We start from the raw sequence: 21,791 nt of genomic DNA on the forward strand, positions 1-21,791 counted from the left end.
TATCATCAACACGAACCTAGTTATAGGAGTGATACCAATGAAAATCTATGTTGATGCAGATGCTTGCCCTGTAAAAGATGTAATTATTTTTGAAGCAACGAAGGCAGAAATTCCTGTTACCCTCGTTACAAGCTTTTCTCATTATTCTAATGCAGAGCAGCCAAAAGGTGTGGAAACAATTTATGTTGATTCTGGAGCAGATGCTGCGGATTACCGAATTATGCAGTTAGCCCAAAAAGAAGATTTAATCATAACACAAGATTACGGTCTTGCTTCGCTCGCTTTAGCAAAAGGTTGTATCGTACTACACCATAAAGGCTATAAGTATACGAATGATAACATTGAACAATTGTTACAAACACGATATTTAAGTGCAATGGTTCGAAAAAGTGGTAAACGTACAAAGGGACCGAAACCATTTACAGCAGAAGATAAAGAAAAATTTAGAGCGCTCTTTAAAAGTATGATCGCACTGTAGAAATGAACCGTCTATTTGTAGAGAAAGAAAAGAAGAGAATATCCAAATGAACATTCTCTTCTTAAGGCTTACCCGTTTAAAATGAAGGTAAATTATCTAAGTTATTTTCTTTTATTCCATCAGGTTCACTACGTATAATATCTCTGCCATACTTATGAAATACGTCCACATGAGCTAATTTCCCTGATTTCGCTTCACTAAGAGCAGTCATATAATCTAACTCTCTCCCGCTACTTGTTTTAAACGCAATTAAATCTCCATCATCATTTTTACGAACGGCAACAATTTGTTCTGCTCCTGGAGTAACTTCCTGAGCTATTTCAAATTGAGCTTGCTCTTCTCCTTGATGTAAATAATCATTATACACTTTTTCAAAGTCTTTTTTGTCCATAAAACTCACCTCCAACACATTTTATTAGTATGGTTGGGAGGTATTGGTTTTATGTAATTTTCTCTAAACTTTAGTATTTTCAAATGAAAACATTGTCCCCTCACTATTTGATTGTAAAGTGTATTTTATATCAAACATCTTTGATATATCTTCAATATTTTTCAAACCAAGTCCTGTTCCTTTACTATTTATATCGAACCCAATCCCATTATCTCTAAAATAAACAATATCTTCATCTATAATGATTTTAAGTTTTTTAGCTTCTGAATGTTTAAGGACATTTTGAAAAATATTATCAAATAGCCTTTGAATCCATAACTCATTACTATTCCATATCAACTCTTTATCTTGTGGATTATATACTAATTCAATTTTATGAATGTTATACAAATAGCTCCATTTTTTAATCATATTTTCTATTAAATTATGTATATTCACTTCATCATGCACAATATAAGTATTCTCTAAGGTTTCGGTAGATTGCATATTAAATTCGTTAGTTAAATCACTTATATATTGTATCTGCTCATACAGTGATTCAAGTACTGGTGCTTGTTCCTTGTACTCACCTTCTAAATAATATAATTGTAATCTGACCGCTGTTAAGGGTGTATTACTATCATGCCGTAATTTATTTAATAGTTCCTTTTTTATTTGTTCCTGTTGTTGTAGTTCCAATTCTCGATAAGTTGTTCTTTCTATAAGCAAGTTTACTGATTTAATCAGTTCTCCCATTTCATCATCGCTTTTAACATCTATTATATTAGGGATTTTTTTATCACTCGCCAAATCTCGAATTGTTTGATTTAATATATTAATTTTATTTAATACGGTGTTAATCGACCTTGAAAATACAAAAGCTAATACTAATAGTGATAACAAAAATATGATTAACATAGTAGGATATGCATAGGATTCGTGAAAAGGGATGTTCTTATTTTTAGTTTTAAAGACAGCATTATAAATAACTGATACAAAGATACTAATCAACAACAATAACAGTGGTACGCTAATAATAGCGGAGAATAATAGTAACTGATATTTTTTCTTTAAGTTCATTTCTTCATATAGGTATTTAATCTATACCCTTCTCCATATATGTTCTGAATAATATCACCTGTTTTATCATCAATTTTGGTTCTGATTTTCTTTATATGTACGTTCATGATATTTTGATTTCTATCTTCGAGTTGCCATAGGTAATCATAGAAGTGCTCTTTCGATAAAATTCTATCTCTATTTTCATATAAATAGAAGAATATTTTACGTTCAATTGCTGTAAAAGCAACTTCATTACGCAAATCATTAATAAAAACTCTTTTATATTCTGCATCTATAAATACATGGTTAATTTGCGTGAACGTACCATATTGATTACCTAACATTTTCTGAATCCTTAACAACAACTCTCTAGGGTCAAAAGGTTTTATCATGTATTCTTCTCCAATAGTTAAACCTTTTAGTTTACTATCCATATCATTCCTTGCTGATAGAAATATAATTGGAATATTTAATCCTAGATTTTTTATTTTCTTTGTAATTTGATAACCATCTTCGCCTGGTAACATAACATCCATTACGACTAAATCTATTTCATGAATTATATCAAGAACTTTCCTTCCCTCTTTCTCCCAATACACATTATACTTCTCACACTGTAAAATTTTTTGTAATAAATCTCCTATAATTAAATCGTCTTCAACAATTAATATGTTATATACTTTCATTATGTAGACCTTTCATCACTAAAATAACAATTGCTTAGTTCTTCACTACTTTATTCTTAATAAAATCCATAGCAATTTTGTATATTTCATCAGGAGCATATAAATAAATACTATGTGTACCTTCAATTATTTTCACATCAGCTATTAATAACTTGCTAGCAAACTCCTTATAATCTTTGTTTTTTTGCTTTGTATACTTCGAATCTTTATATTGCCTAGCAATCGCATCTATAAATAACATAGGTGTTTCTTTTGGGATCGATAAAGAATTTGATTTTTTACCGTTATTGTAGCTTTGTAAAAGTTCTTGCTTCATATCATCATTAAAAGCCCGCTTATACGTAAGCGCTTTATAAACATCTTTTTCCTGTTCGTTTAAAAAGGATTGACGAATGACTTCGGGATTATAAGTAATAGAGGGAGCTAATCTCTGAAAACCAATTTTCGTTAAAATATTCATCCCTTTTATTTTTAATGAATCAACCATACCTATTTTATTAGTCACGTACTGTTTAGGTAAACCAATATCTAACGCAATAATCCCTTTTACTTCACTTGGATATTTTTGTGCCCAATAAATGGCCTCAATACCCGATAGAGAGTGTGGTACTAAGATGTATGGTGGTTTATTCCCACTTCGAATAAGCGCTTCTCTTGTTTGTTCTAGTATCGTATCAATATCTCTATCATCTTGAAAAACATCACTGTATCCATAACCAGCTCTCTCAATTACAGAAATCTTGTTTTCTTTCGAAAATTTACTGTATAAGCCTTTCAACTCATAAACAGGAGCGGCAATTCCAGATCCGGCCATAAATACAAACGTATCTTCCCCGCTCCCCTCATTATAAACATTCACTTTTTTATTATCGAAATTAACAAGTTCACCTTTATTGTTCATTAATTTCGATTCCATTTTTAATTGACAGTTATGATATATAAATACAGCTCCTGTTCCAAAGAAAATCATACTAATACATATTAAAAATATTATTTTCACTGACTTTAATAATTTTTTCATTTGACACCCCTTTCAGCCTATACTAAAAGGGTACAATGTAAAAATAAATTTCTAATAAATTTTTCAAAATGAACATGTATTCTTTGTTTCTAATTATGGATTATTTTAATATCTACGCAAACCCTTCAAAGTCTCCAATATATCATCTGTAAAGGCTGTACTACCCTCTGTCTCTAAAACTCTGAAATATAAACTTCTTAAGAACGATCTAATATTTTGTACTAAAATAGCATGCTGCGGATGTCGGATGTCCTCAACAGTTGCTATACTATGTAGCCAATTGCTCCACTCTTCTTCAGTTAAAAGCTTTTGGTTATGTAACGACATAATTGGCTTTACTAATCTCTCATCCTCAAAGTGTACATATACGTAATCACTCAATCGAACCTTCTGACGAACAGCCGCAAGAATCGCATATGAAAACTCACGATTTTGAATTGTACGTGCTAACGCATCGAGCGCATCTGCTGCATGTGCAGTAGAGTGTGCCCAGCCTTTTCCTTCTACGTAGCCCCTTACATCTTCTTCTAAATATACATATTCCAACACTTGTTCTGCCACACTGTACAATTGTTCTTCCGATAACAACGGTTCTCTTTCATGAACAGATAAAATAAGTGGTGGAATTAATACGGAGAATGCACGTTTAAATACAGAGTCTGTTCCCTTTTCACCAATTTTATAAAATAAATAATCAGGACTAATTGCTTGTAACATTAATCCTCTTAACTCTTTTTGTCTAAATACATCATTTGTAATCCATGTGTGAAGCGTACTATAAATTAAATCATCACGTAATTCAGCATCAGGTGATCCGATATAATCTAGCATCCACTGCGCATATGGATATGCATCTACGTCTTCTGGTACAGCATAATTATTATTTTTAATTTGTAGTAGTTCTTCTTTTAGTTCGAGTACTTCATTCATTATATTTCTTATCCCCTTTTTGCGTTTTTTATTGTCTTATCCCCTTTTATTTGCTTCATAAAATTAATTTAATTATAACAATAAACAAAAGGCTATACATATATTTCTGATTATGTATTACGCTCTTTCATGAAATATAACTTCTGGATTTCCTAAATCACTATTCTTAAATATAACATTCGCACACTCTTTTGGATTATGCTCATCTATATACAACTTACAGGCCGCATGATATCTGTTCAAAAATATCTTCTCTGCTTCTTCATAACTTCCAAAAGCTTCAGTTTCCCGCTTAGCACCACGTTTTCTCGCAATCTCAAAATTTGTATCTACAAAGATTTTGTAATCAAATAAATACGCAACGTCTTTTTTCAATAGAAACGTTCCATCTACTATTAATATCATATTTTGCGTGGCCAATAGCGGCTCATTATGTACAGACATATCCGTTATTAAGTTATGAGAAATCGTTTCATACTGTAAATTCCCGTTAGGTCCTAAAGGCATTAATAATCTTTCTTTGAAAGCTGTATAATCGTGTGCATCTTCATAATACCCTCTTGCAGATTCTTTTCCTTTTGCATAGCGAATCACTCTTGGATTATGAAAATCATCAATGCTTGCGCGTGTTACTGGTAGTCCTCGTTTTTTTATTTCTTCCGCTAGTTCGTTTGCAAATGTTGTTTTTCCTGATGCTGTAATACCACTTACTCCAACTCTTGTTGGATAGGTTAAGTTTAGCTTTACAATATGATCTGCAATTTCTTTGATTCGTTGTTTTCGGTTCATGATATCTCCCTTTATAATTAGTTTACATAATATAATTATAAGTAACAATTCATGTCACTATTTGTCGGTAAATCGATATCCTTTGTCGAATCGTTGATATATCGAAAAAATCGTTGATATATTTTAAGTTATGATAGATATATTTGAAAAATCGTTGATATATTATTAGCTTACTTCCCCTTAACCCCCCGATATAAGGCCGTCCGTAACTCTTGCTTATACTCTTCAATTTCTGGCATTTCGAGTTCTTCTGCTAATCTGATAGCTAATTCAATATCATACGGTACTCGTACAAGTTGAATAGAAAAGCTCGCCGCTTCTTTTTCATTATATGTTCCTTCAAATATTAAATAGGAAGCTTGCGTTATTTCAAGTGGGTTTCCTACGCTACCGGCATTACATAACGTTTTCCCTCTGAAATTTTGAACGAACGCTTGGTGAACATCGCCGTAACAAACGACATCTGGTTTTCTTTCTCCTTCTATATTTTCTGTCAGATCACTATTTTCGAACATACTAATACGTTCTTCTCTTGAAGCGTGTGGTTGAATTCTTTCATATAAACTTCTCGGTGAAGCGTGAAACATACGAATGAGTTTTCCACTCATAAAAAATTCGATTGAAAATGGTAAACTTCTTAAATAATCATTTTGTTCTTCCGATAATTGTTTTTGATGCCATTTTAATGCTTCAAATTCAGTCGGCTTTGTAATAAAATCATCCCAGTTTCCCATTACGACTACTTCACATTCTTTACGAATGATTTCAATTGCTTCACTGGAATGAGGTCCTTTTCCTACTAAATCTCCAAGACAAATAATGCGCTCGATTCCTCTTAATTTAATATCATTCAACACGGATTCTAATGCTTGAATATTACCGTGAATATCTGAAATTACTGCTATTTTATCCATATAAATTACTCCTTTATTTATTAAATTCGCTTGATTGATACCATTTTGGAATATAGGATGAAAAATCATTATGATCTTCTAAAATTCCATTTAATCTTTCCTTCATATCATCTACTAAATGCGGCGTACTTCGATTCGTCCAAACGATATCCGCTGGGAATGTCATCGCGGCGTACAATGTATAGAGTTTCCAAAAATGAAGCGATGGTTCGCCTCCGCAATAACCGTGAACTTGTCCAACCGCAAATGGTTTGCTTATATTCGTTGTAAATAGTGCTACTTTATAAAAATCATGAATAGGATCACCAATATCGAATCTAGCAAAATCAATGACAGCCCGAAACTCATTTTGGTCAATCATTATATTAGCCGGATGAAAATCGTCATGTAAAAATACGATGGGACGATTTTTTAATAAATCTTTATGATTTCCTACAAAATCTATCACTGTATTTAAACGAAAAAAGTCTACTTCATATTCTTTCAACGCTTCTAAGTATCTCTCATATTTACTCCATATAGACATTTCCCATGAATTACTTTTATCTTCTTTTTCAACTAAATGAATCTTTTTTAGTACTTCTCCAGCCTTTTTTCCAGCCCTATACTGCTCTTCTGTAGACAACGTTCTTAATATATCTTCACCATCTAATCCATCAATCCATTCAAAAACTTGTACACATTTATTGAATTTAGTAAGACTAATAAAATGAATTAATTTTGGCATAGGAATATGTAAAGAATCTAGCTGCTGCATATATTCATATTCTTCCTGCTTCCGTTCAAAATATGATGAATCGCATACTTTAATAAAATACGAGGCCCCACTCTCTAATTCAATTTTATATTTCTCATCGAATGAAAAGCCTTTTGAAATAACAGTCGCTTTTAACATACGAGGCCATTCTAGTATTCTCTCTATCTCCCTAAGCATTTCTTTCACAACGTTCACCTCTAATAATATATGTACAAACTACCTAGCACTTCATGCTCTCGTTTATTTCCACCTTTAAACTCTACTGCAAATGGATATTCGCCATTCTTATTCAAATGTTCTAGTACTAGCCCTTCTCCAATCGGTTCACAAAACTGCACATGAATATTTCCAAACACTACACTTTGACTCTCAGCATTCCATTTTTCATTTTTCACAACTGAGCTTGTAGATAGTCCCATTACTTTTTTCCATTTCCGTACTGTTTCTCGAACATTTTTTACTGCGTAATGAATCGTTTCAATTTGTTGCACTTTGTTTTTATGTTCAGTAATCGTCCCACTGTTACGTAAATCGTTTCTTCTTTCTTCGTCCGTTTCATTCCACTGTATAAAGAAAGGTAATTTCGGTCCGTTCTCTTCTTGCTTAACGAATAACATTTTCCATTCTAAAAGTCGGCCATCTTTTCTCATGCGTTTCCCTTCAAATGGCCCTATCGTATGTAAGCCGTACTTATTAAAGTTAACTGCTAGCTCCTCAATTGCATCTGTTCGGATCGCGATTTGTAGCATTCCTTCTCCATTTTGTAGTTTCACCACTGTTTCTTGTACTAATGGATTTTCTGCTTCTTTCGCTTTTTCTTCATATTGAACTGCTAAAAATTCTATATATGATAAATCAAAATAACTTAAACTATTCCAAGTACCCCAATTCGTATGCTCTCCGCCTAATACAGTATGAAATCCAAGTTCCTGCATTTGTTTTGCCGCTTCCTCCGGTGTACCATGAACTGCGTGAACAAGATGATCAAATCGTAACATGTCTTTCTCCCCTTTCTCTCCATCCTTTTATTGTATATTTTATTTTTCTTTCATTCAATTCAAAAACTTTAAAACCTAGTTGATTTATACGATTAATATGTATTATAATGAAACAAATTTAATTATTGCTGATTGGAAAAACCAAAGGCACTTTTCTCATACGGGAAAAGTGTCTTTTTCATTTATTATTACAGGGGGATTATTTATGCAGAAATTAATTGTCTTTGCTATTATTGGATTTTTCGCTCAACTGATCGATGGAGCACTCGGAATGGCGTATGGGGTAACGTCTACTTCACTATTATTAATGTTTGGTATTGCACCGGCTGTAGCTTCCGCATCGGTTCATTTAGCTGAAGTCGTTACAACTGCAGCTTCTGGCGCATCTCATATCAAATTTGGAAACGTTGATAAATATACAGTTTCCAGGCTTACATTACCTGGGGCAATCGGCGCATTTGTTGGGGCATGTTTTTTAAGTAATTTGCCTGGAGATGTAATCAAACCGTACATTTCCGTATTTTTATTTACTTTAGGGGTTTATATTTTATTACGATTCATCATTCAAAAACAAATTGTCACTTCAAATAAGCGTATGTCTGCAAAACAACTTGTGCCGCTTGGTTTATTCGCTGGATTCGTTGATTCAACTGGTGGCGGTGGTTGGGGGCCGATTACGACACCTGTTCTTCTAGCAAGAGGAAATGAAGCTAGAAAAGTTATTGGATCTGTAGATACGAGTGAATTTCCTGTTTCACTCGCTGCAACAATCGGCTTCTTCATCTCACTTGGCTGGGAACAAGTAAGCTGGGTTTGGGTATTTTCTCTCATGCTCGGTGGTATCGTAGCGGCACCAATCGCGGCATGGCTAGTTCGCATCGTTCCTTCTCATTTACTTGGCGTATTAGTTGGTGGTCTTATTATCTTTACAAACATTCGTACACTGCTTACTACATTTAAAGTGGATCCAACTATTATTTCACTTTCTTACGTTGCAGTTGGTCTTGTCGTTATTATTTCTATTTTCATTGCTGTTCGTAATCATTCCAATCGTCCTAATACGTCAACGGCTGAGTATCCGAATGATCAGAAGCAAATGCTACCATAACTATAAAAAATACCGCTCAATTTAGAGCGGTATTTTTTATTTTTCTATTTTCCAATTAATCATCATTTCTGTAGCATTTACTCTCTTCATATGTAACTTTTCTAAAACACGCATCGAACTATAATTATCTAGAAGTGTCTCTGCAATTATTGTTTCTACCTCACCTGTTTTGAAAGCCCAATCGATTAGTTCTTTTACAGCTTCTGTTGCATAGCCCTGATTCCAATATTTCTCAATGAATCCATAGCCAATTTCTACTGTTTGATCCTCGTTTGGTTTCCCTTTAAACCCAATATCACCTAAAACGCTATCGTCTTCTTTTCGAAGAACATACCACGCCCCCCATGGTAATAAAGTTGCATCTTTTTTTACATTCTTTACATGCCCTACAATATGCGGACCGCTATTATATCCTTGCTCGTTAGCGACTTGAATCCTCTCTTCTGTACACGGCACTATATAGAGCCTTTCTGTTTCTAATTTCATTTTGATTTCCCCTTTTTGCTTAAACGTTACCCTAATTATAACAAATAATATGACTTTATTATGAATGTCGAATTATATTTTTCTGAATTTTCTTTTAATTTAGAGGGTTTTTCAATATTTTTTGCGAAACATTTGTATAACAATTTTTTCTTTGCTTATTGCTACATAATAGTAGGTTCGGGTGGAGTTTTGCAAGCGTTTCCTATACAATAACCGATATTTTTTGACTTTTCCTAACAAAATATCTTGCAATATATTCAGAAAGTCATTACAATTGCCATATATTAAAAATCTTAGCAATATATAAATCCTCATCAATCCGATGAGGTAGAGGTTGCGACTTTTAATAGTAAAACGGACGAGACACAGAGAATGTCAGCTGACTCCGTTTGAAAGGAAAAGTTGCCGAAGTTTATATTTCTTCTCTGGAAATATGAGCTGGGGCTGTCTCCGAAAGGAACAGAACTGTCACGTTTACAAAATTACCGTGTAAACGTGGGGTGCTATCTTAACGGAAGGGTATGATGGGGTGGTTATTTGTGAAACGTTCCGCCAAATTCCTTTGGCGGTTTTTTGTATTTTTCTCCCCCGCTCCTTCCTAACCTACAAGAAAAGGAGTGTTGAACATGAATAGCGCAACAAATCAATCTACCTCTAAAACGCAAACTACACAAGGACAAGGTGAATTAAAACGCGGATTAAAATCTCGTCACCTTACGATGATTTCTCTCGGTGGTACAATTGGTACCGGACTATTTCTTGCCAGTGGTGGTGTCATCCATACAGCTGGACCTGGTGGCGCATTAATTGCATACGCCGCAATTGGAATTATGGTTTATTTTTTAATGACAAGCTTAGCTGAACTTGCAGCTTACATGCCTGTTACTGGATCTTTTAGTACGTATGCAACAAAATTTGTTGATCCATCACTTGGCTTTGCACTTGGATGGAACTATTGGTATAACTGGGCAATTACGATTGCTGCTGAACTTGCAGCCGTAACATTAATTATGAAATTTTGGTTCCCAGATACCCCTTCTCTTATTTGGAGCGGATTATGTTTAGCTATTATTTTCCTTTTAAACTATTTATCTGTTAAAGGGTTTGGTGAATCTGAATATTGGTTCGCACTTATTAAAGTAGTTACGATTATTATCTTTTTAATTGTTGGTTTCATGATGATTTTTGGAATTATGGGCGGTGAAACGGTTGGATTTAAAAACTTCACTGTTGCAGATGCACCATTTAACGGCGGTATCATGGCAATTATCGGTGTGTTTATGGCAGCTGGTTTCTCATTCCAAGGTACTGAACTATTAGGAGTAGCTGCTGGTGAAACTTCTGATCCAGAGCGTAATATTCCGAAAGCGATTCGTTCAATCTTTTGGCGTATTCTTTTATTCTATATCCTTGCAATTCTCGTTATCGGTTTATTAATTCCTTATACAACTGAAAGCCTTGCTGCAAGTGATGTTACAGTAAGTCCGTTTACACTTATTTTTGAAAAAGCGGGCGTTGCCTTTGCTGCTTCTGTTATGAACGCTGTTATTTTAACGGCAGTACTATCTGCTGGTAACTCTGGTATGTATGCATCAACTCGTATGCTTTGGGATTTAGCTCGCCAAGGAAAAGCACCAAAGTTTCTTGGTAAATTAGATAGCCGCGGTGTACCTGTTAACGCATTAATCGTAACATCAATTGTCGGTAGTATCGCTTTCATTGCTTCTTTATTCGGTGACGGTGTTGTATACATTTGGTTATTAAATGCATCAGGAATGTCTGGCTTTATCGCTTGGGTCGGCATTGCAATTAGTCATTACCGTTTCCGTAAAGCGTATATCGCACAAGGAAAAGATTTAAATGACTTACCATATAGAGCAAAATGGTTCCCATTTGGTCCAATCTTCGCATTTACACTTTGTATCATCGTAATTTTAGGACAAAACTACGGCGCATTTATGGGTGAATCAATCGATTGGAATGGCGTACTCGTTTCTTACATCGGTTTACCACTCTTCTTAGTACTATGGTTAGGATATAAATTTACGAAAAAAACAAAAGTGATTCCACTTGATAAATGTGAACTAAAATAAAGTGAAACGAGCAAACAAATTTGTTTGCTCGTTTTTTGTTGCAAACCTCTTTCCTTCCCTATTGCTCCTGTTTTTGCCATAATAGAAGAAATATAAATAAAAGGTTGGGATACAATGAACATTCGCATTACTGATGAAGCAAAAGCAGCTATACATAGATTAGAACGTGAAGACAAAAAGATCATTCGCATTAGAGGAACAATGACAAACTCCTGTAGTATTTTCGTTGATGTCGATTTAATTTGGGATACATTTAACGCAGATGATGTTGTATATGAAGATGCGGAGCTTATCGTACAAATGGATTCATTTACGAAAGACTACACTGGTGATACAGTGAAGCTTGATTATAAGACGACAGGTTTTAGTATTACGACTCCGAGTGAGACTTTGGTTTATGGATTGTCGATTAAAAAATAAAAATTGTTTTCATTTGACCACCGAGGTGAAAAAATGGGTAAATATGTTCCGTTAAAATTTTTATTTAATGAAGAATTAGCAGAAAAAATAGCTGATTCTATTTGTAAACACGATCCTTGTTTCTCTAAAAGCATCTTTGTAGATTCTGTAGCTTGTAAAGTTGAAAATTTAGAGTTAAAACAGCGTATTGAAGTAATTGCAGATGAATTACACAATGCTTTACAAAAAGATTTTAATGCCGCAATACATATATTACTGAAAACATTAGGACCAGAAAATACAACAGAAGTAGGCACATTTACAAATGGATATATGTACATGCCTGTTGCAAAATACATTGAAAAATATGGGCTTAACGATTTTAAAATCTCGTTTAATGCAATGTATGAAATAACGAAAAGGAATACTGCTGAATATGCCATTCGGCCCTTTCTTGAAACATACCATGAAGATACACTAAACATATTACAACAGTGGATTCATGACGAAAACAGCCACATTAGGAGATTAGTTTCTGAAGGTACAAGACCAAGGCTTCCTTGGGCTAAAAAAATAGGAGCTCTAAAAGGTGATTTTCAGTACAATTTACAACTTCTTGAACCATTAATGAATGACCCTTCTAAATATGTTCAAAAATCTGTAGCCAATCATATTAACGATATTACGAAAGAAGATAAAGAACTCGTTTTTCAGTGGTTACAGCAATTACGTGATAAACAGCATCCTATTAATCCTTGGATTATAAAACATGGGTTAAGAACAGTTATTAAAAATGGTAATTTACCAAAAGATTTTTGTTTTTAAATATTTTAAACAAAGCCGCTTATGCTTCAAAAATGAAGTATAAGCGGTTTTCCTTTTGAATACAGAAATAACAAACGTAAAAAGCACTTTAAATTTCTTCTTTATATCATTATTTTACTAGCTCTTCTATGTTATTACTTTCCTTAATTTTTTCGGATGATAGCCAGAGTGAATAACTTGTTCCATCCTTGTTCCTTAAATATATGTTAAATTCCTTATTATATAGTTCTTCTTTAAGAATAGTGACTACCTTTCTCAAATCATCTATTACATATGGATCATTTCTATATTTTATCTCACTGTCATTGAAAACTAATGTCAATTCATACTCTAGACAATTGCCGTCTTTCGGGTGTGGACAAGTAATATCCTCAATTTCAAAACGATCATTTTGAATTTCATTTAACCTTACGCCTACTTTTGTTTCAGTTTGAACCAAATATGTCCAATAACCGCTTACTGTGTTTTTCATTGTTAAAAGCAGTTCTTCTTTCGTTATAGCTTTTTGCACATTTTGAAAAGGCAAGCCTATAGATTCACCATTATAATCCTCAATTTCAAGTGTTGTTATCTTTCTATTACTCTTCTGAATGAATTGGATTAGAGCATATAAACGATCTAATTCTTTTGATTCAAATTGACTGTAATCAATCTTGTCACTCGTTTTTAAAGTTAATAATAACGTATCCGTTGGTTTCTCCTCTATATCATCATCCACTATATATTGAAAAACATTTTTATTTTCAGGTTCCACGTAACCTAATTTTTTAATTTCTTCTAGCATTGGTTTAAATTTCTTATATTCCTCATATGTTTTTTTTCCGTATTGATATTCATCACCTTTTATTCTTGAATATAAGAAGCCATCTACCTCTACTCTAAATTGAATATTTTTGTTATTTTTTGCTTGAACAGTATGATATGTATGCCCCATATTCCCTTCGTTTATAGCACCCCAATGTGTTACAATCACATCAATTCCGTGCTTTTTTTTCACATATTTTTTCACCTGATCGTCATCTTTATAATTACACCCACTTAAACATAAGAAACATAACAATAGTAACATTACATTTTTCATTCTTTTCATATAGCACCTTGCCCTCTTTTCGCATAAACAAAATATTCCATATATAAAGAATACTAAATCGCTGAATGTTTTCAAAGAATTAAAATATTTTTACACTCGGTTTATATATCTATTTCTTTTATTAATGGCTCTAATAAGTTTTAATATTGATAATCGAATATAATAAAAAGAAACCTAAATTTAAGTTTTCCCATTTTTACCAACAATTTAAATTTTAATAGATATTTTTTAGCCAAGTAATAATTCGTAGTACCTGAAACGACTCAAACCAAGTAATGAAAAACAGGAGAACAAAGAAAGAGATAAGTGATATGAATTTTAATCTTCCATCTTCACGTCTAGCAATCGCTATAATACTCAGAACCACTCCAATTAAAAAAGAAATATACCCTAATAGGATAATAGGCTCAGAATAGCTATCTATTATCCTATTTAATCCAAATAATAACATTCCAAAAGTCATCAATGTTATTGAAAATACACTAAATTTTTTCATTAAACAACTGCCTTCTTTTATACCCTCAAAGGATTCCCACTCGATTATCCCGAATATATAAATTACTATTCTCACAAGGAGCAAATTTATATGAATCTATTCGAACACGAAACGTAAAACCGCTTCTCTTTCATGAGAGGTCCTCCCGTTCTCCGTTCTCATCATATCATTCATTGAAAAATAGGAGGACATAATTATGAAACGTGATCCATTATTTTTAACTTTATTAGAAAGTGCAAATACACATTTTAGCGGTTGGGATTTTTCTTTCATTTCAGAAACGGGCCGAATGAAGAGCGAGCCTTTATCATGGTCGTACGGCAGTACTGCTTTCCAGCTTATGCAACGCGCTAAATCAATGCTAGATATGGGAACTGGCGGCGGAGAGTTTTTATCTATGTTACAACCGTTCCCGTCAACTATTTATGCTACTGAGGGCTACGCTCCAAACGTGCCAATTGCTCGAAAGAAATTAGAGCCTTTAGGGGTTACTGTTGTAGAGGTGAACGATGATACTGCATTGCCATTTCAAGATGGTCAGTTTAATCTAATCCTAAACCAACATGAATCATATGCTGCTTCTGAAGTAAAAAGAATCCTTTCTCAAAATGGGATTTTCCTTACACAACAAGTTGGTGGTCTCGATTGTGTGGAACTTAATGAGCAATTTAACGCACCGCTAAATAACGAATTTGCAAGTTGGTCACTTGAAGCAGCATGTAGTGAGTTAGAGGAAACTGGATTTACTATTTTAGAAGCAAAGGAAGAATTCCCTTTCCAACGCTTTTATGATATTGGCGCTATCGTCTACTATTTAAAAGCGATTCCGTGGCAAATTCCTGATTTTACTATCGAAAGGTATTATGAGGAGTTATATCGTATACATGAAATTATCTTACAAAAAGGATATTTTGATGTGAAGCAACATCGATTTATGATTAAGGCGATTCACAGCTAACAAAAAGGAGGCGGCAAAGCCACCTCTTTTTTGTTCCGTTTACGTATGTTCTCTACGCTTTCACCATAAGAAAAGTTATATCATACATATTACAATTCTGACCAATAAATTGTATTTCTGAAACATATAATCACTTCGTATATATAATGAGAACAAAACGTGATTTTTCACTATCCTCTTCTATTGAGAAATGAGTTGTTTTTCATACCGTTTGTTCGCATCATCTTCTGTACAAAATGAAGTTGTGTAAGTAATAATATTCCGGTTATCATATGTGAATATATGCTCTAACTTATTTTCTTCTGTTAATACTATTGGTAAGTATTTTGGTAAATTGCTAACTACACCTCTATTATCCTTATTTAATATCCAATCAATTTCTTTCCATTCTAATAATCCTTCCGTCGTACTTAATGGCGTGTCCATATGTACTCCATCTGGCAGGTCAGCAAGGAATACATACATTCCTTCACTACCTCGAGGCTCGTCCTTACTTTTAAAAACGACATTCCCTTTATACGTTACACTTGAAAGTTCTATACCCGTTTCCTCAAATGTTTCTCTAATTATTCCTTCGTATGGCGTTTCATTCTCTTCTATTTTTCCTCCAACACCATTCCACATCCCCATATTCGGCTTTTTATTTCTATTTAATAGCAGTATTTTATCGCTTTTTCTAATAAAACAAATTGTGTATTTGTACATACGATCATTTCCTTTCATTTTCCACATGAGTTATTTGACTTATTTTCAAGTAAAAACACTCGCCTTACAATTCCTTACTACATAATATATAGTACAACTTTCATGCGTAAACACTTTACGTCAAACGAGAGAATCCTTTTTAGAAAGGAGAATTTAAAATCGATAATATAAGCAATGAATTTCTAAACCAATATTACAACAGCCTCGTGTGGTTAAACGATACACACTGGTTCGGGGTTCCAATCTGTAAACTTCCCTCTGATCTCTTTTTGTATCAAGAAATTATTTATGAATTAAAGCCCGATTTAATTATTGAATGCGGGACTTTTCACGGTGGTAGTGCACTGTATTTAGCTTCTATGTTAGATTTAATTGGAAAAGGTCACGTACTTACTATCGATATAACTCCGCAGCCAAATCGGCCATCACATAATCGGATTACGTATTTAACAGCATCTTCTGTTTCTGTGCAGGCCATCCAAACAATTGTAAGCATGCGCAAACCTGATGATGTGGTTTTAGTTATTTTAGATTCTGATCATAGTAAAGAACATGTCTCCAAAGAACTATTACTATATAAATCTATCGTCACTACTGGCAGTTATATGATTGTAGAAGATACCTCCATTAATGGAAATCCGCTTCTTCCCGATTGGGGTCCTGGCCCGATGGAAGCTGTGGATGAGTTTTTAACTAAAAATAATAACTTCATAATCGACGAGTCTAAACATAAATTTTTCATATCATTTAATCCAAAAGGTTTTTTAAAGAAAATAAAGTGAAACTTTAATAAGTGGGGTTTTGCTCATCCCCCACTTATTCTATCATTTTCATTTTTGAAAAAGGATAATATACAAATTCCACCTTGCCTATTATGTTATCTTCTTCAATATATCCTAAGCCATTTCGACTATCTCTACTTACTTCGCGGTTATCTCCCATTACAAATAACTTATTTGGCGGAATTTTTGTCTTTTGAAAATTATAAAACACTTGTGTGTTGTTAAATAAATCTTTGTTTGTATATGGTTCTTCTTGCTTTTTATCGTTCACATATACCTTTCCGTTCGTTATGTTAATTACATCACCAGGAAGCCCTATTACACGTTTCACATAATATTTCGATTCATCCTCTTCTTTTATAATGACAATTTCTCCGTGTTGTAAATTAGAAAGACGTACTACCGCTTTATTTACAAATACGTAGTCTTCTTCATATAAAGTCGGCTGCATCGATTCCCCTTCCACCTTACATAAAGTAAAAGAATGGTAGCCTATGACTATCACCAATATAAATAGTATGTACTTTCCCCAGCCTCTCTTAATCTCCTTTTTCATATCCATTCCCACCTTATAAAGCGCTTTTTAACTCAAAAAATATATCACTGCACAATATGTTTCCATGCAGTGATACTATTTTTACTGTGCCTTGTTCGGTTGTTCTACTGGAATTGAATTTGCATTTGATCTATTTGTTTTTAATTCAAAATACGCATCCAAAATCTCTTTACCAATCGCAGAATTAATTCCTGATTTATCATCATTCACCCATGGTACAACAACTGAAAAAGCTACTTCCGGATCAGCATCATATGGTGCATAACCGGCAAGAGTTAAATTATAACATTTTTTTCGGTTGTTGTTCTCATCTCTTCCAATATCACTTTCTCCACCATATACTGTCTCAGCTGTTCCTGTTTTTCCCGCTGGTTTATATGGTAGACCTTTAAACGTTCCGGTACCTGTTCCGTCAGCTTCTTGAAAAACTCTTCTAAATCCTTCTTTTACATGATTAATGTACGAAGTGTCCATATCCACTCTATTTAATACAACTGGTTCAATCGACCGAACGACTTTTCCTACATCCTCTGGTCTATTCGGTTGCTCTCTAACTTCTTGTACAATTTGTGGTTTCATTCGGTAACCGCCATTTGCAATTGTGGAAATATATTGTGCAAGCTGAAGCGGCGTATATGTATCATACTGTCCAATCGCGTAATCAAGTAAAAATCCGGGTATGTTATCAGTTCTACCTACTTGACCAATTGATTCATTTGGCAGGTCAATACCAGTCGACACACCTAGGCCAAATTGTCTAAAATAGTAGCGCATTTTATTAAATGTTTCTTGTTTAATGTCTAATGGATTGTTTGGGACATAATTAATGCCTGCCATTTTTAAAGCCGTATTAAACATATAAACGTTCGATGACACTTGCAAAGCTCTTAAATCATCAATATCCCCAAATTCTTTCCACGATTTCTTCGGCTTAGAACTTCCTTTAAAATACATTGGCGCATCAAAGAAATGTGTATACGGCTTAATCGCTTCTGTTTGATATCCAGTTAATAAAGTAGCCCCTTTTACAGTTGACCCTAACTCATAAGAACTTGTCATCGTTCCTAATGCATAATCTTCTATTTGCATACCGCCATCTTTATTTACAATTTTCTTTCCTGCCATTGATAAAATTTGACCGTTTTTCGGATTCATCATTACTACGAACGCACGATCCATCATCGGCTCTGCAGCATGAAAGGCTCGTAAATTCTTTTCAAGGCTGCCCTCTACTCTTTTCTGTAAATCCATATCGACTGTTAACATCAAGTTATTTCCACTTTTTCCTTCAGTCACTTTTTCTGTTCGAACAATCTTCCCTGCTTTATCCATAATATTTTTAGACTGTTCCTTCGTTCCATGTAGTGCATCTTCATATTGTTTTTCAATGTAACTTTTACCAATACGGTCGTTTCGATTATAATCACGAACTAAATAATAATCTAATTGTTCTCTTGGCAATCCTTCATTTTCATTAGAAACGCTACCTAGTATAGAGCGCAGTATTTTATCATTTGGGTATTCACGTTCCCAATCTACTGTCGTATCTACCCCTGGTAAGCTTGCCAACCTTTCACTAACGACAGCATATTCATTTTGACTTACATCTTTTTTAACGATTTGCGGCGTCATTTTATATCCCGCATTCATTTTGCTTTTAATTACTAATACTTCTATATCTTCCTTTGAAAGCTCATTTAGTTCTTCTTGTGTAATTCTTTCCCGGCGCAGTTCTTCTACTTTTTTATCTAACTCTTTTCCTTCTATTTCTTGCTTTCTAAATTTACTCTCATCTTCTTTCGTTACTTTCGCCGCTGCCCGCTTTTCATTTAACTGCATCCAAAAATCTTTCTTATCTGTCTCTGTTAACTTATCCATGTCCTCTTGCGACATTTCAATTAGCTTAGCTAAATCTCTTGCTACTTGTAAAACTTCTTTCGAGTCTACTCCTCTCATTTTCGTATATGTAACGGTTCGTAATGGTTTATTATTTACAATAACGTGACCTTGCCGATCAAACATTTTCCCTCTAGGAACGGGAGTACTTACCGTTACATCTTCCTTTTTGTTTACTTCATTTCTATACGTTTCTCCATCAATGATTTGTACTTTACCTAATTGAATTATAATAGCTGAAAATAAAAGAAAGACAATAAAAAATAGTACATTTAACCGAAATGGAATATGAGTCTTTTTCTTTTTCGATTGTTTTTTCTGCTCCTTTTTCTGTCTCATTTCGCTCCCTCGCTTCATTCTATTAACATTTCTACGCAAAATCATTATGTATCAAATTTATTTATATGATATATATAGAATTTTATATTAATTATAAAAGAAATAAAAGATTTAATTTTCAGTTTTTTGTTTTTACATCCTATTTATTACCATTCCCTTAATGCACAATAACATGAATATTATTCTAAAAGAAAAATGCGGCAAATTGATTTTTATAAATTATAGAGATGTTGTTACTACGTTATCAAAATGTTTTCATATGGCTTAAAACAGTGATTACTCAAATAAAAAACTGAGGCAGATACCTCAGTTTTTTCGATAACTTATTTCATTGAAGATAACCCTTCAACAAACTCACCAATCTTATTTTGAAAAACAACATCAAAGTTATATTCCTGTCCTGTTAACTCTTCATTTACTAAAATAGTTGTTGCTCCTACTTCCCTCTTTGCAATTTGCGGGAATGAAGCGACAGGCTGTACTTTTAGTGATGTTCCCATAACGATAAGCACATCTGTTTCATATAAACGTTTGACCGCATTTTGATATTGCGGCAATGTATCTCCGTATAAAACAACGTCTGGATTTAAAATGAAATTACACTTCTGACAGCGCGGCACTTCATGATCAATCATATACTGCAAATCATATCCCGTTTTACACTTCGGACAATGTGCAGTTTGCAGTGTGCCGTGTAAATCAATGACATGTTTACTACCACCTAATTGATGTAAACCGTCAATATTTTGCGTTAAAACCGTAATATCTTTTCCTTTTTCTTCTAATTCAGCTAAAAAGCGATGGCCACGATTTGGCTTATATTGATGAAACGTATTAATTTGAAATATTTCTTTATAATGCTTCCAAAATTCTTTCGGACTTCGGTTATAGTACCCTCTTGATAAGTACATTTCCACATTCGCATCAGCATACAATCCATTTGCTGAACGAAAATCTGGGATACCACTTTCCGTACTTGCACCAGCTCCTGTTAATACTGTAATTTTCTTCGCTTTTTCTAAAATCAAACGTACTTCTTCAAATTGTTGCACAAAAATCACCTCTATGTATATTGCTATACTTATTATACCAGTTGTTTACAGGAGGTGTCGTGCAATTCATTCTACTTAATGCGTCGTGCCACCAACCTCTACAATATCTACCTCAACGGTCGTCGTTACTTCAACTGCCAACTCTATCCCTTTACGAATAGTAGAAAGTGACATACTCGGTTGCCCTGGATAATTACTCGCTTGCTCTGGTAAAAACGGAATATGAATAAATCCGCCTTTCATTTTTGTATCATGTTTTTCTAGTTCATGCATGAGACCATAGAATAAATGATTACAAACGAACGTACCTGCTGTTTGTGAAACGGAAGCCGGTATACCTTCTTCTTGAAGTTTTTTTACAATCGCTTTCATCGGAAGTGTAGACCAATAAGCAGCTGGTCCTTCTTCTACAACCGGTACATCTACCGGTTGGTTCCCTTCATTGTCAGCAATTCTTGCATCATCAATATTAATTGCGACACGCTCTATCGTAATATCTGGTCTACCCCCAGCTTGTCCAATGCATATAATAAATTCCGGTGCTAGTTCTTCTATATACTCTTTTAATACACTGATTGATTTATGAAATACAGTGGGTACTTGTTTACTAATAATCTTGTATTCTCCGATTGTTTTTTCATGCAAACTTTTTGCGACTTCCCAAGCTGGATTGATACTTTCTCCACCGAACGGATCAAATCCTGTTAATAATACTGTTTTCATAGTTTTCTCCTGGTTTAAAATTCTTATAAAAACCTATAAATTGTTGGCGAACCAAGTCAAATGCCAACTACCGAAAAGGAATCTCACCTTTTTCCTGTCCGTAAGGGTTGTGACCTTTTCATCCACCTATTGTGAAAGAATGACGGCAGGTTCCTGTTAGGAACGATCTGTCCTTGCATACTACCATTCATCCAAGTCAGTAGTATGCAAGAGGTTATAAGAAATAAACCAGTACCCCCCTTCTCATTTAAATTTTAAATACGAATTGTTGATTGCTC

General features: G+C 33.8%; 24 protein-coding genes and 1 riboswitch. Of the genes, 7 read left to right on the plus strand and 17 right to left on the minus strand.

Annotated features, from left to right (window positions below; all coding sequences use genetic code 11):
* Positions 1 to 37: 37 nt before the first annotated feature.
* A complete protein-coding gene (locus BLT20_RS12380) occupies positions 38 to 478 on the plus strand; it encodes a YaiI/YqxD family protein (protein ID WP_000708751.1) in 441 nt (146 codons plus the stop codon).
* Positions 479 to 554: 76 nt separating this feature from the next.
* On the opposite strand, the gene BLT20_RS12385 is transcribed toward BLT20_RS12380, so the two are convergent.
* The 9 genes from BLT20_RS12385 to BLT20_RS12425 all read right to left on the minus strand — a co-directional run bounded on the left by BLT20_RS12385 (position 555) and on the right by BLT20_RS12425 (position 8,005).
* Positions 555 to 869, minus strand: a complete 315-nt coding sequence (locus tag BLT20_RS12385) for a DUF3892 domain-containing protein (protein WP_000358158.1) — start codon at positions 867 to 869, stop codon at positions 555 to 557.
* A gap of 63 nt (positions 870 to 932) precedes the next feature.
* Positions 933 to 1,928 carry a sensor histidine kinase gene (locus BLT20_RS12390; protein WP_001049578.1) on the minus strand — a complete coding sequence of 332 codons (996 nt, stop codon included), beginning with the start codon at positions 1,926 to 1,928 and terminating at the stop codon, positions 933 to 935.
* Positions 1,925 to 2,596, minus strand: a complete 672-nt coding sequence (locus BLT20_RS12395; RefSeq protein ID WP_000870354.1) for a response regulator transcription factor — start codon at positions 2,594 to 2,596, stop codon at positions 1,925 to 1,927. Before BLT20_RS12395 ends, BLT20_RS12390 begins: the two co-directional genes overlap by 4 nt.
* A gap of 34 nt (positions 2,597 to 2,630) precedes the next feature.
* Complete coding sequence (locus BLT20_RS12400; RefSeq protein WP_000734905.1) at positions 2,631 to 3,617, minus strand: alpha/beta fold hydrolase; 987 nt, start codon at positions 3,615 to 3,617, stop codon at positions 2,631 to 2,633.
* Positions 3,618 to 3,722: 105 nt separating this feature from the next.
* Positions 3,723 to 4,547, minus strand: a complete 825-nt coding sequence (locus BLT20_RS12405; RefSeq protein ID WP_001006686.1) for a DUF2785 domain-containing protein — start codon at positions 4,545 to 4,547, stop codon at positions 3,723 to 3,725.
* Between the two features lie 117 nt (positions 4,548 to 4,664).
* Positions 4,665 to 5,336 carry a nucleoside/nucleotide kinase family protein gene (locus tag BLT20_RS12410; protein WP_001080561.1) on the minus strand — a complete coding sequence of 224 codons (672 nt, stop codon included), beginning with the start codon at positions 5,334 to 5,336 and terminating at the stop codon, positions 4,665 to 4,667.
* A gap of 170 nt (positions 5,337 to 5,506) precedes the next feature.
* On the minus strand, positions 5,507 to 6,250 hold the full coding sequence (locus BLT20_RS12415) for a metallophosphoesterase family protein (protein ID WP_000357657.1): 744 nt from the start codon (positions 6,248 to 6,250) through the stop codon (positions 5,507 to 5,509).
* A gap of 13 nt (positions 6,251 to 6,263) precedes the next feature.
* The gene (locus tag BLT20_RS12420; protein ID WP_000661757.1) at positions 6,264 to 7,193 is read right to left on the minus strand and encodes an aminoglycoside phosphotransferase family protein; all 930 of its coding nucleotides are present in this window, start codon (positions 7,191 to 7,193) and stop codon (positions 6,264 to 6,266) included.
* Between the two features lie 11 nt (positions 7,194 to 7,204).
* Complete coding sequence (locus BLT20_RS12425) at positions 7,205 to 8,005, minus strand: VOC family protein (RefSeq protein WP_000943354.1); 801 nt, start codon at positions 8,003 to 8,005, stop codon at positions 7,205 to 7,207.
* Between the two features lie 97 nt (positions 8,006 to 8,102).
* Between BLT20_RS12425 and BLT20_RS12430 the strand changes: the two genes are divergently transcribed.
* Positions 8,103 to 9,113, plus strand: coding sequence for a sulfite exporter TauE/SafE family protein (locus BLT20_RS12430; protein ID WP_002024365.1), 1,011 nt, complete (start codon positions 8,103 to 8,105; stop codon positions 9,111 to 9,113).
* Between the two features lie 36 nt (positions 9,114 to 9,149).
* Here the strand turns inward: BLT20_RS12430 and BLT20_RS12435 are convergent, their stop codons facing one another.
* Entirely contained in the window at positions 9,150 to 9,599 is a 450-nt protein-coding gene (locus BLT20_RS12435) for a GNAT family N-acetyltransferase (RefSeq protein WP_000764604.1), read from the minus strand.
* Positions 9,600 to 9,919: 320 nt separating this feature from the next.
* Positions 9,920 to 10,113: riboswitch (Lysine riboswitch) on the plus strand.
* A 112-nt stretch (positions 10,114 to 10,225) separates the two neighbouring features.
* Here BLT20_RS12435 and BLT20_RS12440 point away from each other — a divergent pair.
* The 3 genes from BLT20_RS12440 to BLT20_RS12450 all read left to right on the plus strand — a co-directional run bounded on the left by BLT20_RS12440 (position 10,226) and on the right by BLT20_RS12450 (position 12,916).
* A complete protein-coding gene (locus BLT20_RS12440; protein WP_001083397.1) occupies positions 10,226 to 11,692 on the plus strand; it encodes an amino acid permease in 1,467 nt (488 codons plus the stop codon).
* A 114-nt stretch (positions 11,693 to 11,806) separates the two neighbouring features.
* Positions 11,807 to 12,112 (plus strand): iron-sulfur cluster biosynthesis family protein, encoded by a 306-nt coding sequence (locus tag BLT20_RS12445; protein WP_002026004.1) that lies wholly within the window; start codon positions 11,807 to 11,809, stop codon positions 12,110 to 12,112.
* 33 nt (positions 12,113 to 12,145) lie between these two features.
* A complete protein-coding gene (locus BLT20_RS12450; protein WP_000521690.1) occupies positions 12,146 to 12,916 on the plus strand; it encodes a DNA alkylation repair protein in 771 nt (256 codons plus the stop codon).
* 109 nt (positions 12,917 to 13,025) lie between these two features.
* Here BLT20_RS12450 and BLT20_RS12455 read toward each other — a convergent pair whose 3' ends face one another.
* The gene (locus BLT20_RS12455) at positions 13,026 to 14,006 is read right to left on the minus strand and encodes a hypothetical protein (RefSeq protein ID WP_000827149.1); all 981 of its coding nucleotides are present in this window, start codon (positions 14,004 to 14,006) and stop codon (positions 13,026 to 13,028) included.
* Positions 14,007 to 14,220: 214 nt separating this feature from the next.
* Complete coding sequence (locus tag BLT20_RS31325) at positions 14,221 to 14,502, minus strand: hypothetical protein (RefSeq protein ID WP_000714730.1); 282 nt, start codon at positions 14,500 to 14,502, stop codon at positions 14,221 to 14,223.
* 196 nt (positions 14,503 to 14,698) lie between these two features.
* Between BLT20_RS31325 and BLT20_RS12465 the strand changes: the two genes are divergently transcribed.
* Complete coding sequence (locus BLT20_RS12465; RefSeq protein WP_000817573.1) at positions 14,699 to 15,460, plus strand: class I SAM-dependent methyltransferase; 762 nt, start codon at positions 14,699 to 14,701, stop codon at positions 15,458 to 15,460.
* A 180-nt stretch (positions 15,461 to 15,640) separates the two neighbouring features.
* Here BLT20_RS12465 and BLT20_RS12470 read toward each other — a convergent pair whose 3' ends face one another.
* Positions 15,641 to 16,192, minus strand: a complete 552-nt coding sequence (locus tag BLT20_RS12470; RefSeq protein ID WP_000265740.1) for an NUDIX hydrolase — start codon at positions 16,190 to 16,192, stop codon at positions 15,641 to 15,643.
* 131 nt (positions 16,193 to 16,323) lie between these two features.
* Between BLT20_RS12470 and BLT20_RS12480 the strand changes: the two genes are divergently transcribed.
* On the plus strand, positions 16,324 to 16,947 hold the full coding sequence (locus BLT20_RS12480) for a cephalosporin hydroxylase family protein (RefSeq protein ID WP_265736937.1): 624 nt from the start codon (positions 16,324 to 16,326) through the stop codon (positions 16,945 to 16,947).
* 34 nt (positions 16,948 to 16,981) lie between these two features.
* Here the strand turns inward: BLT20_RS12480 and lepB are convergent, their stop codons facing one another.
* The 4 genes from lepB to pcp all read right to left on the minus strand — a co-directional run bounded on the left by lepB (position 16,982) and on the right by pcp (position 21,513).
* A complete protein-coding gene (gene lepB, locus BLT20_RS12485) occupies positions 16,982 to 17,503 on the minus strand; it encodes a signal peptidase I (RefSeq protein ID WP_002094069.1) in 522 nt (173 codons plus the stop codon).
* An 81-nt stretch (positions 17,504 to 17,584) separates the two neighbouring features.
* The gene (locus BLT20_RS12490; protein WP_001249191.1) at positions 17,585 to 19,738 is read right to left on the minus strand and encodes a peptidoglycan D,D-transpeptidase FtsI family protein; all 2,154 of its coding nucleotides are present in this window, start codon (positions 19,736 to 19,738) and stop codon (positions 17,585 to 17,587) included.
* Between the two features lie 323 nt (positions 19,739 to 20,061).
* Positions 20,062 to 20,790, minus strand: coding sequence for an NAD-dependent protein deacylase (locus BLT20_RS12495; protein WP_001183776.1), 729 nt, complete (start codon positions 20,788 to 20,790; stop codon positions 20,062 to 20,064).
* Between the two features lie 75 nt (positions 20,791 to 20,865).
* The gene (gene pcp / locus BLT20_RS12500) at positions 20,866 to 21,513 is read right to left on the minus strand and encodes a pyroglutamyl-peptidase I (RefSeq protein WP_000859733.1); all 648 of its coding nucleotides are present in this window, start codon (positions 21,511 to 21,513) and stop codon (positions 20,866 to 20,868) included.
* Between the last annotated feature and the right edge of the window lie 278 nt (positions 21,514 to 21,791).

The organism is Bacillus sp. cl96 (assembly GCF_900100505.1).
Taxonomy (GTDB): domain Bacteria; phylum Bacillota; class Bacilli; order Bacillales; family Bacillaceae_G; genus Bacillus_A; species Bacillus_A cereus.

Coding starts and splice junctions, on each gene's coding strand:
- BLT20_RS12405 (WP_001006686.1), bottom strand. CDS start 4,547: ATGAATGAAGTACTCGAACTAAAAGAAGAACTACTACAAATTAAAAAT.
- BLT20_RS12400 (WP_000734905.1), bottom strand. CDS start 3,617: ATGAAAAAATTATTAAAGTCAGTGAAAATAATATTTTTAATATGTATT.
- BLT20_RS12450 (WP_000521690.1), top strand. CDS start 12,146: ATGGGTAAATATGTTCCGTTAAAATTTTTATTTAATGAAGAATTAGCA.
- BLT20_RS12470 (WP_000265740.1), bottom strand. CDS start 16,192: ATGTGGAAAATGAAAGGAAATGATCGTATGTACAAATACACAATTTGT.
- BLT20_RS31325 (WP_000714730.1), bottom strand. CDS start 14,502: ATGAAAAAATTTAGTGTATTTTCAATAACATTGATGACTTTTGGAATG.
- BLT20_RS12380 (WP_000708751.1), top strand. CDS start 38: ATGAAAATCTATGTTGATGCAGATGCTTGCCCTGTAAAAGATGTAATT.
- BLT20_RS12445 (WP_002026004.1), top strand. CDS start 11,807: ATGAACATTCGCATTACTGATGAAGCAAAAGCAGCTATACATAGATTA.
- BLT20_RS12410 (WP_001080561.1), bottom strand. CDS start 5,336: ATGAACCGAAAACAACGAATCAAAGAAATTGCAGATCATATTGTAAAG.
- BLT20_RS12490 (WP_001249191.1), bottom strand. CDS start 19,738: ATGAGACAGAAAAAGGAGCAGAAAAAACAATCGAAAAAGAAAAAGACT.
- lepB (WP_002094069.1), bottom strand. CDS start 17,503: ATGAAAAAGGAGATTAAGAGAGGCTGGGGAAAGTACATACTATTTATA.
- BLT20_RS12425 (WP_000943354.1), bottom strand. CDS start 8,005: ATGTTACGATTTGATCATCTTGTTCACGCAGTTCATGGTACACCGGAG.
- pcp (WP_000859733.1), bottom strand. CDS start 21,513: ATGAAAACAGTATTATTAACAGGATTTGATCCGTTCGGTGGAGAAAGT.
- BLT20_RS12395 (WP_000870354.1), bottom strand. CDS start 2,596: ATGAAAGTATATAACATATTAATTGTTGAAGACGATTTAATTATAGGA.
- BLT20_RS12435 (WP_000764604.1), bottom strand. CDS start 9,599: ATGAAATTAGAAACAGAAAGGCTCTATATAGTGCCGTGTACAGAAGAG.
- BLT20_RS12440 (WP_001083397.1), top strand. CDS start 10,226: ATGAATAGCGCAACAAATCAATCTACCTCTAAAACGCAAACTACACAA.
- BLT20_RS12455 (WP_000827149.1), bottom strand. CDS start 14,006: ATGAAAAGAATGAAAAATGTAATGTTACTATTGTTATGTTTCTTATGT.
- BLT20_RS12390 (WP_001049578.1), bottom strand. CDS start 1,928: ATGAACTTAAAGAAAAAATATCAGTTACTATTATTCTCCGCTATTATT.
- BLT20_RS12465 (WP_000817573.1), top strand. CDS start 14,699: ATGAAACGTGATCCATTATTTTTAACTTTATTAGAAAGTGCAAATACA.
- BLT20_RS12415 (WP_000357657.1), bottom strand. CDS start 6,250: ATGGATAAAATAGCAGTAATTTCAGATATTCACGGTAATATTCAAGCA.
- BLT20_RS12385 (WP_000358158.1), bottom strand. CDS start 869: ATGGACAAAAAAGACTTTGAAAAAGTGTATAATGATTATTTACATCAA.
- BLT20_RS12430 (WP_002024365.1), top strand. CDS start 8,103: ATGTATTATAATGAAACAAATTTAATTATTGCTGATTGGAAAAACCAA.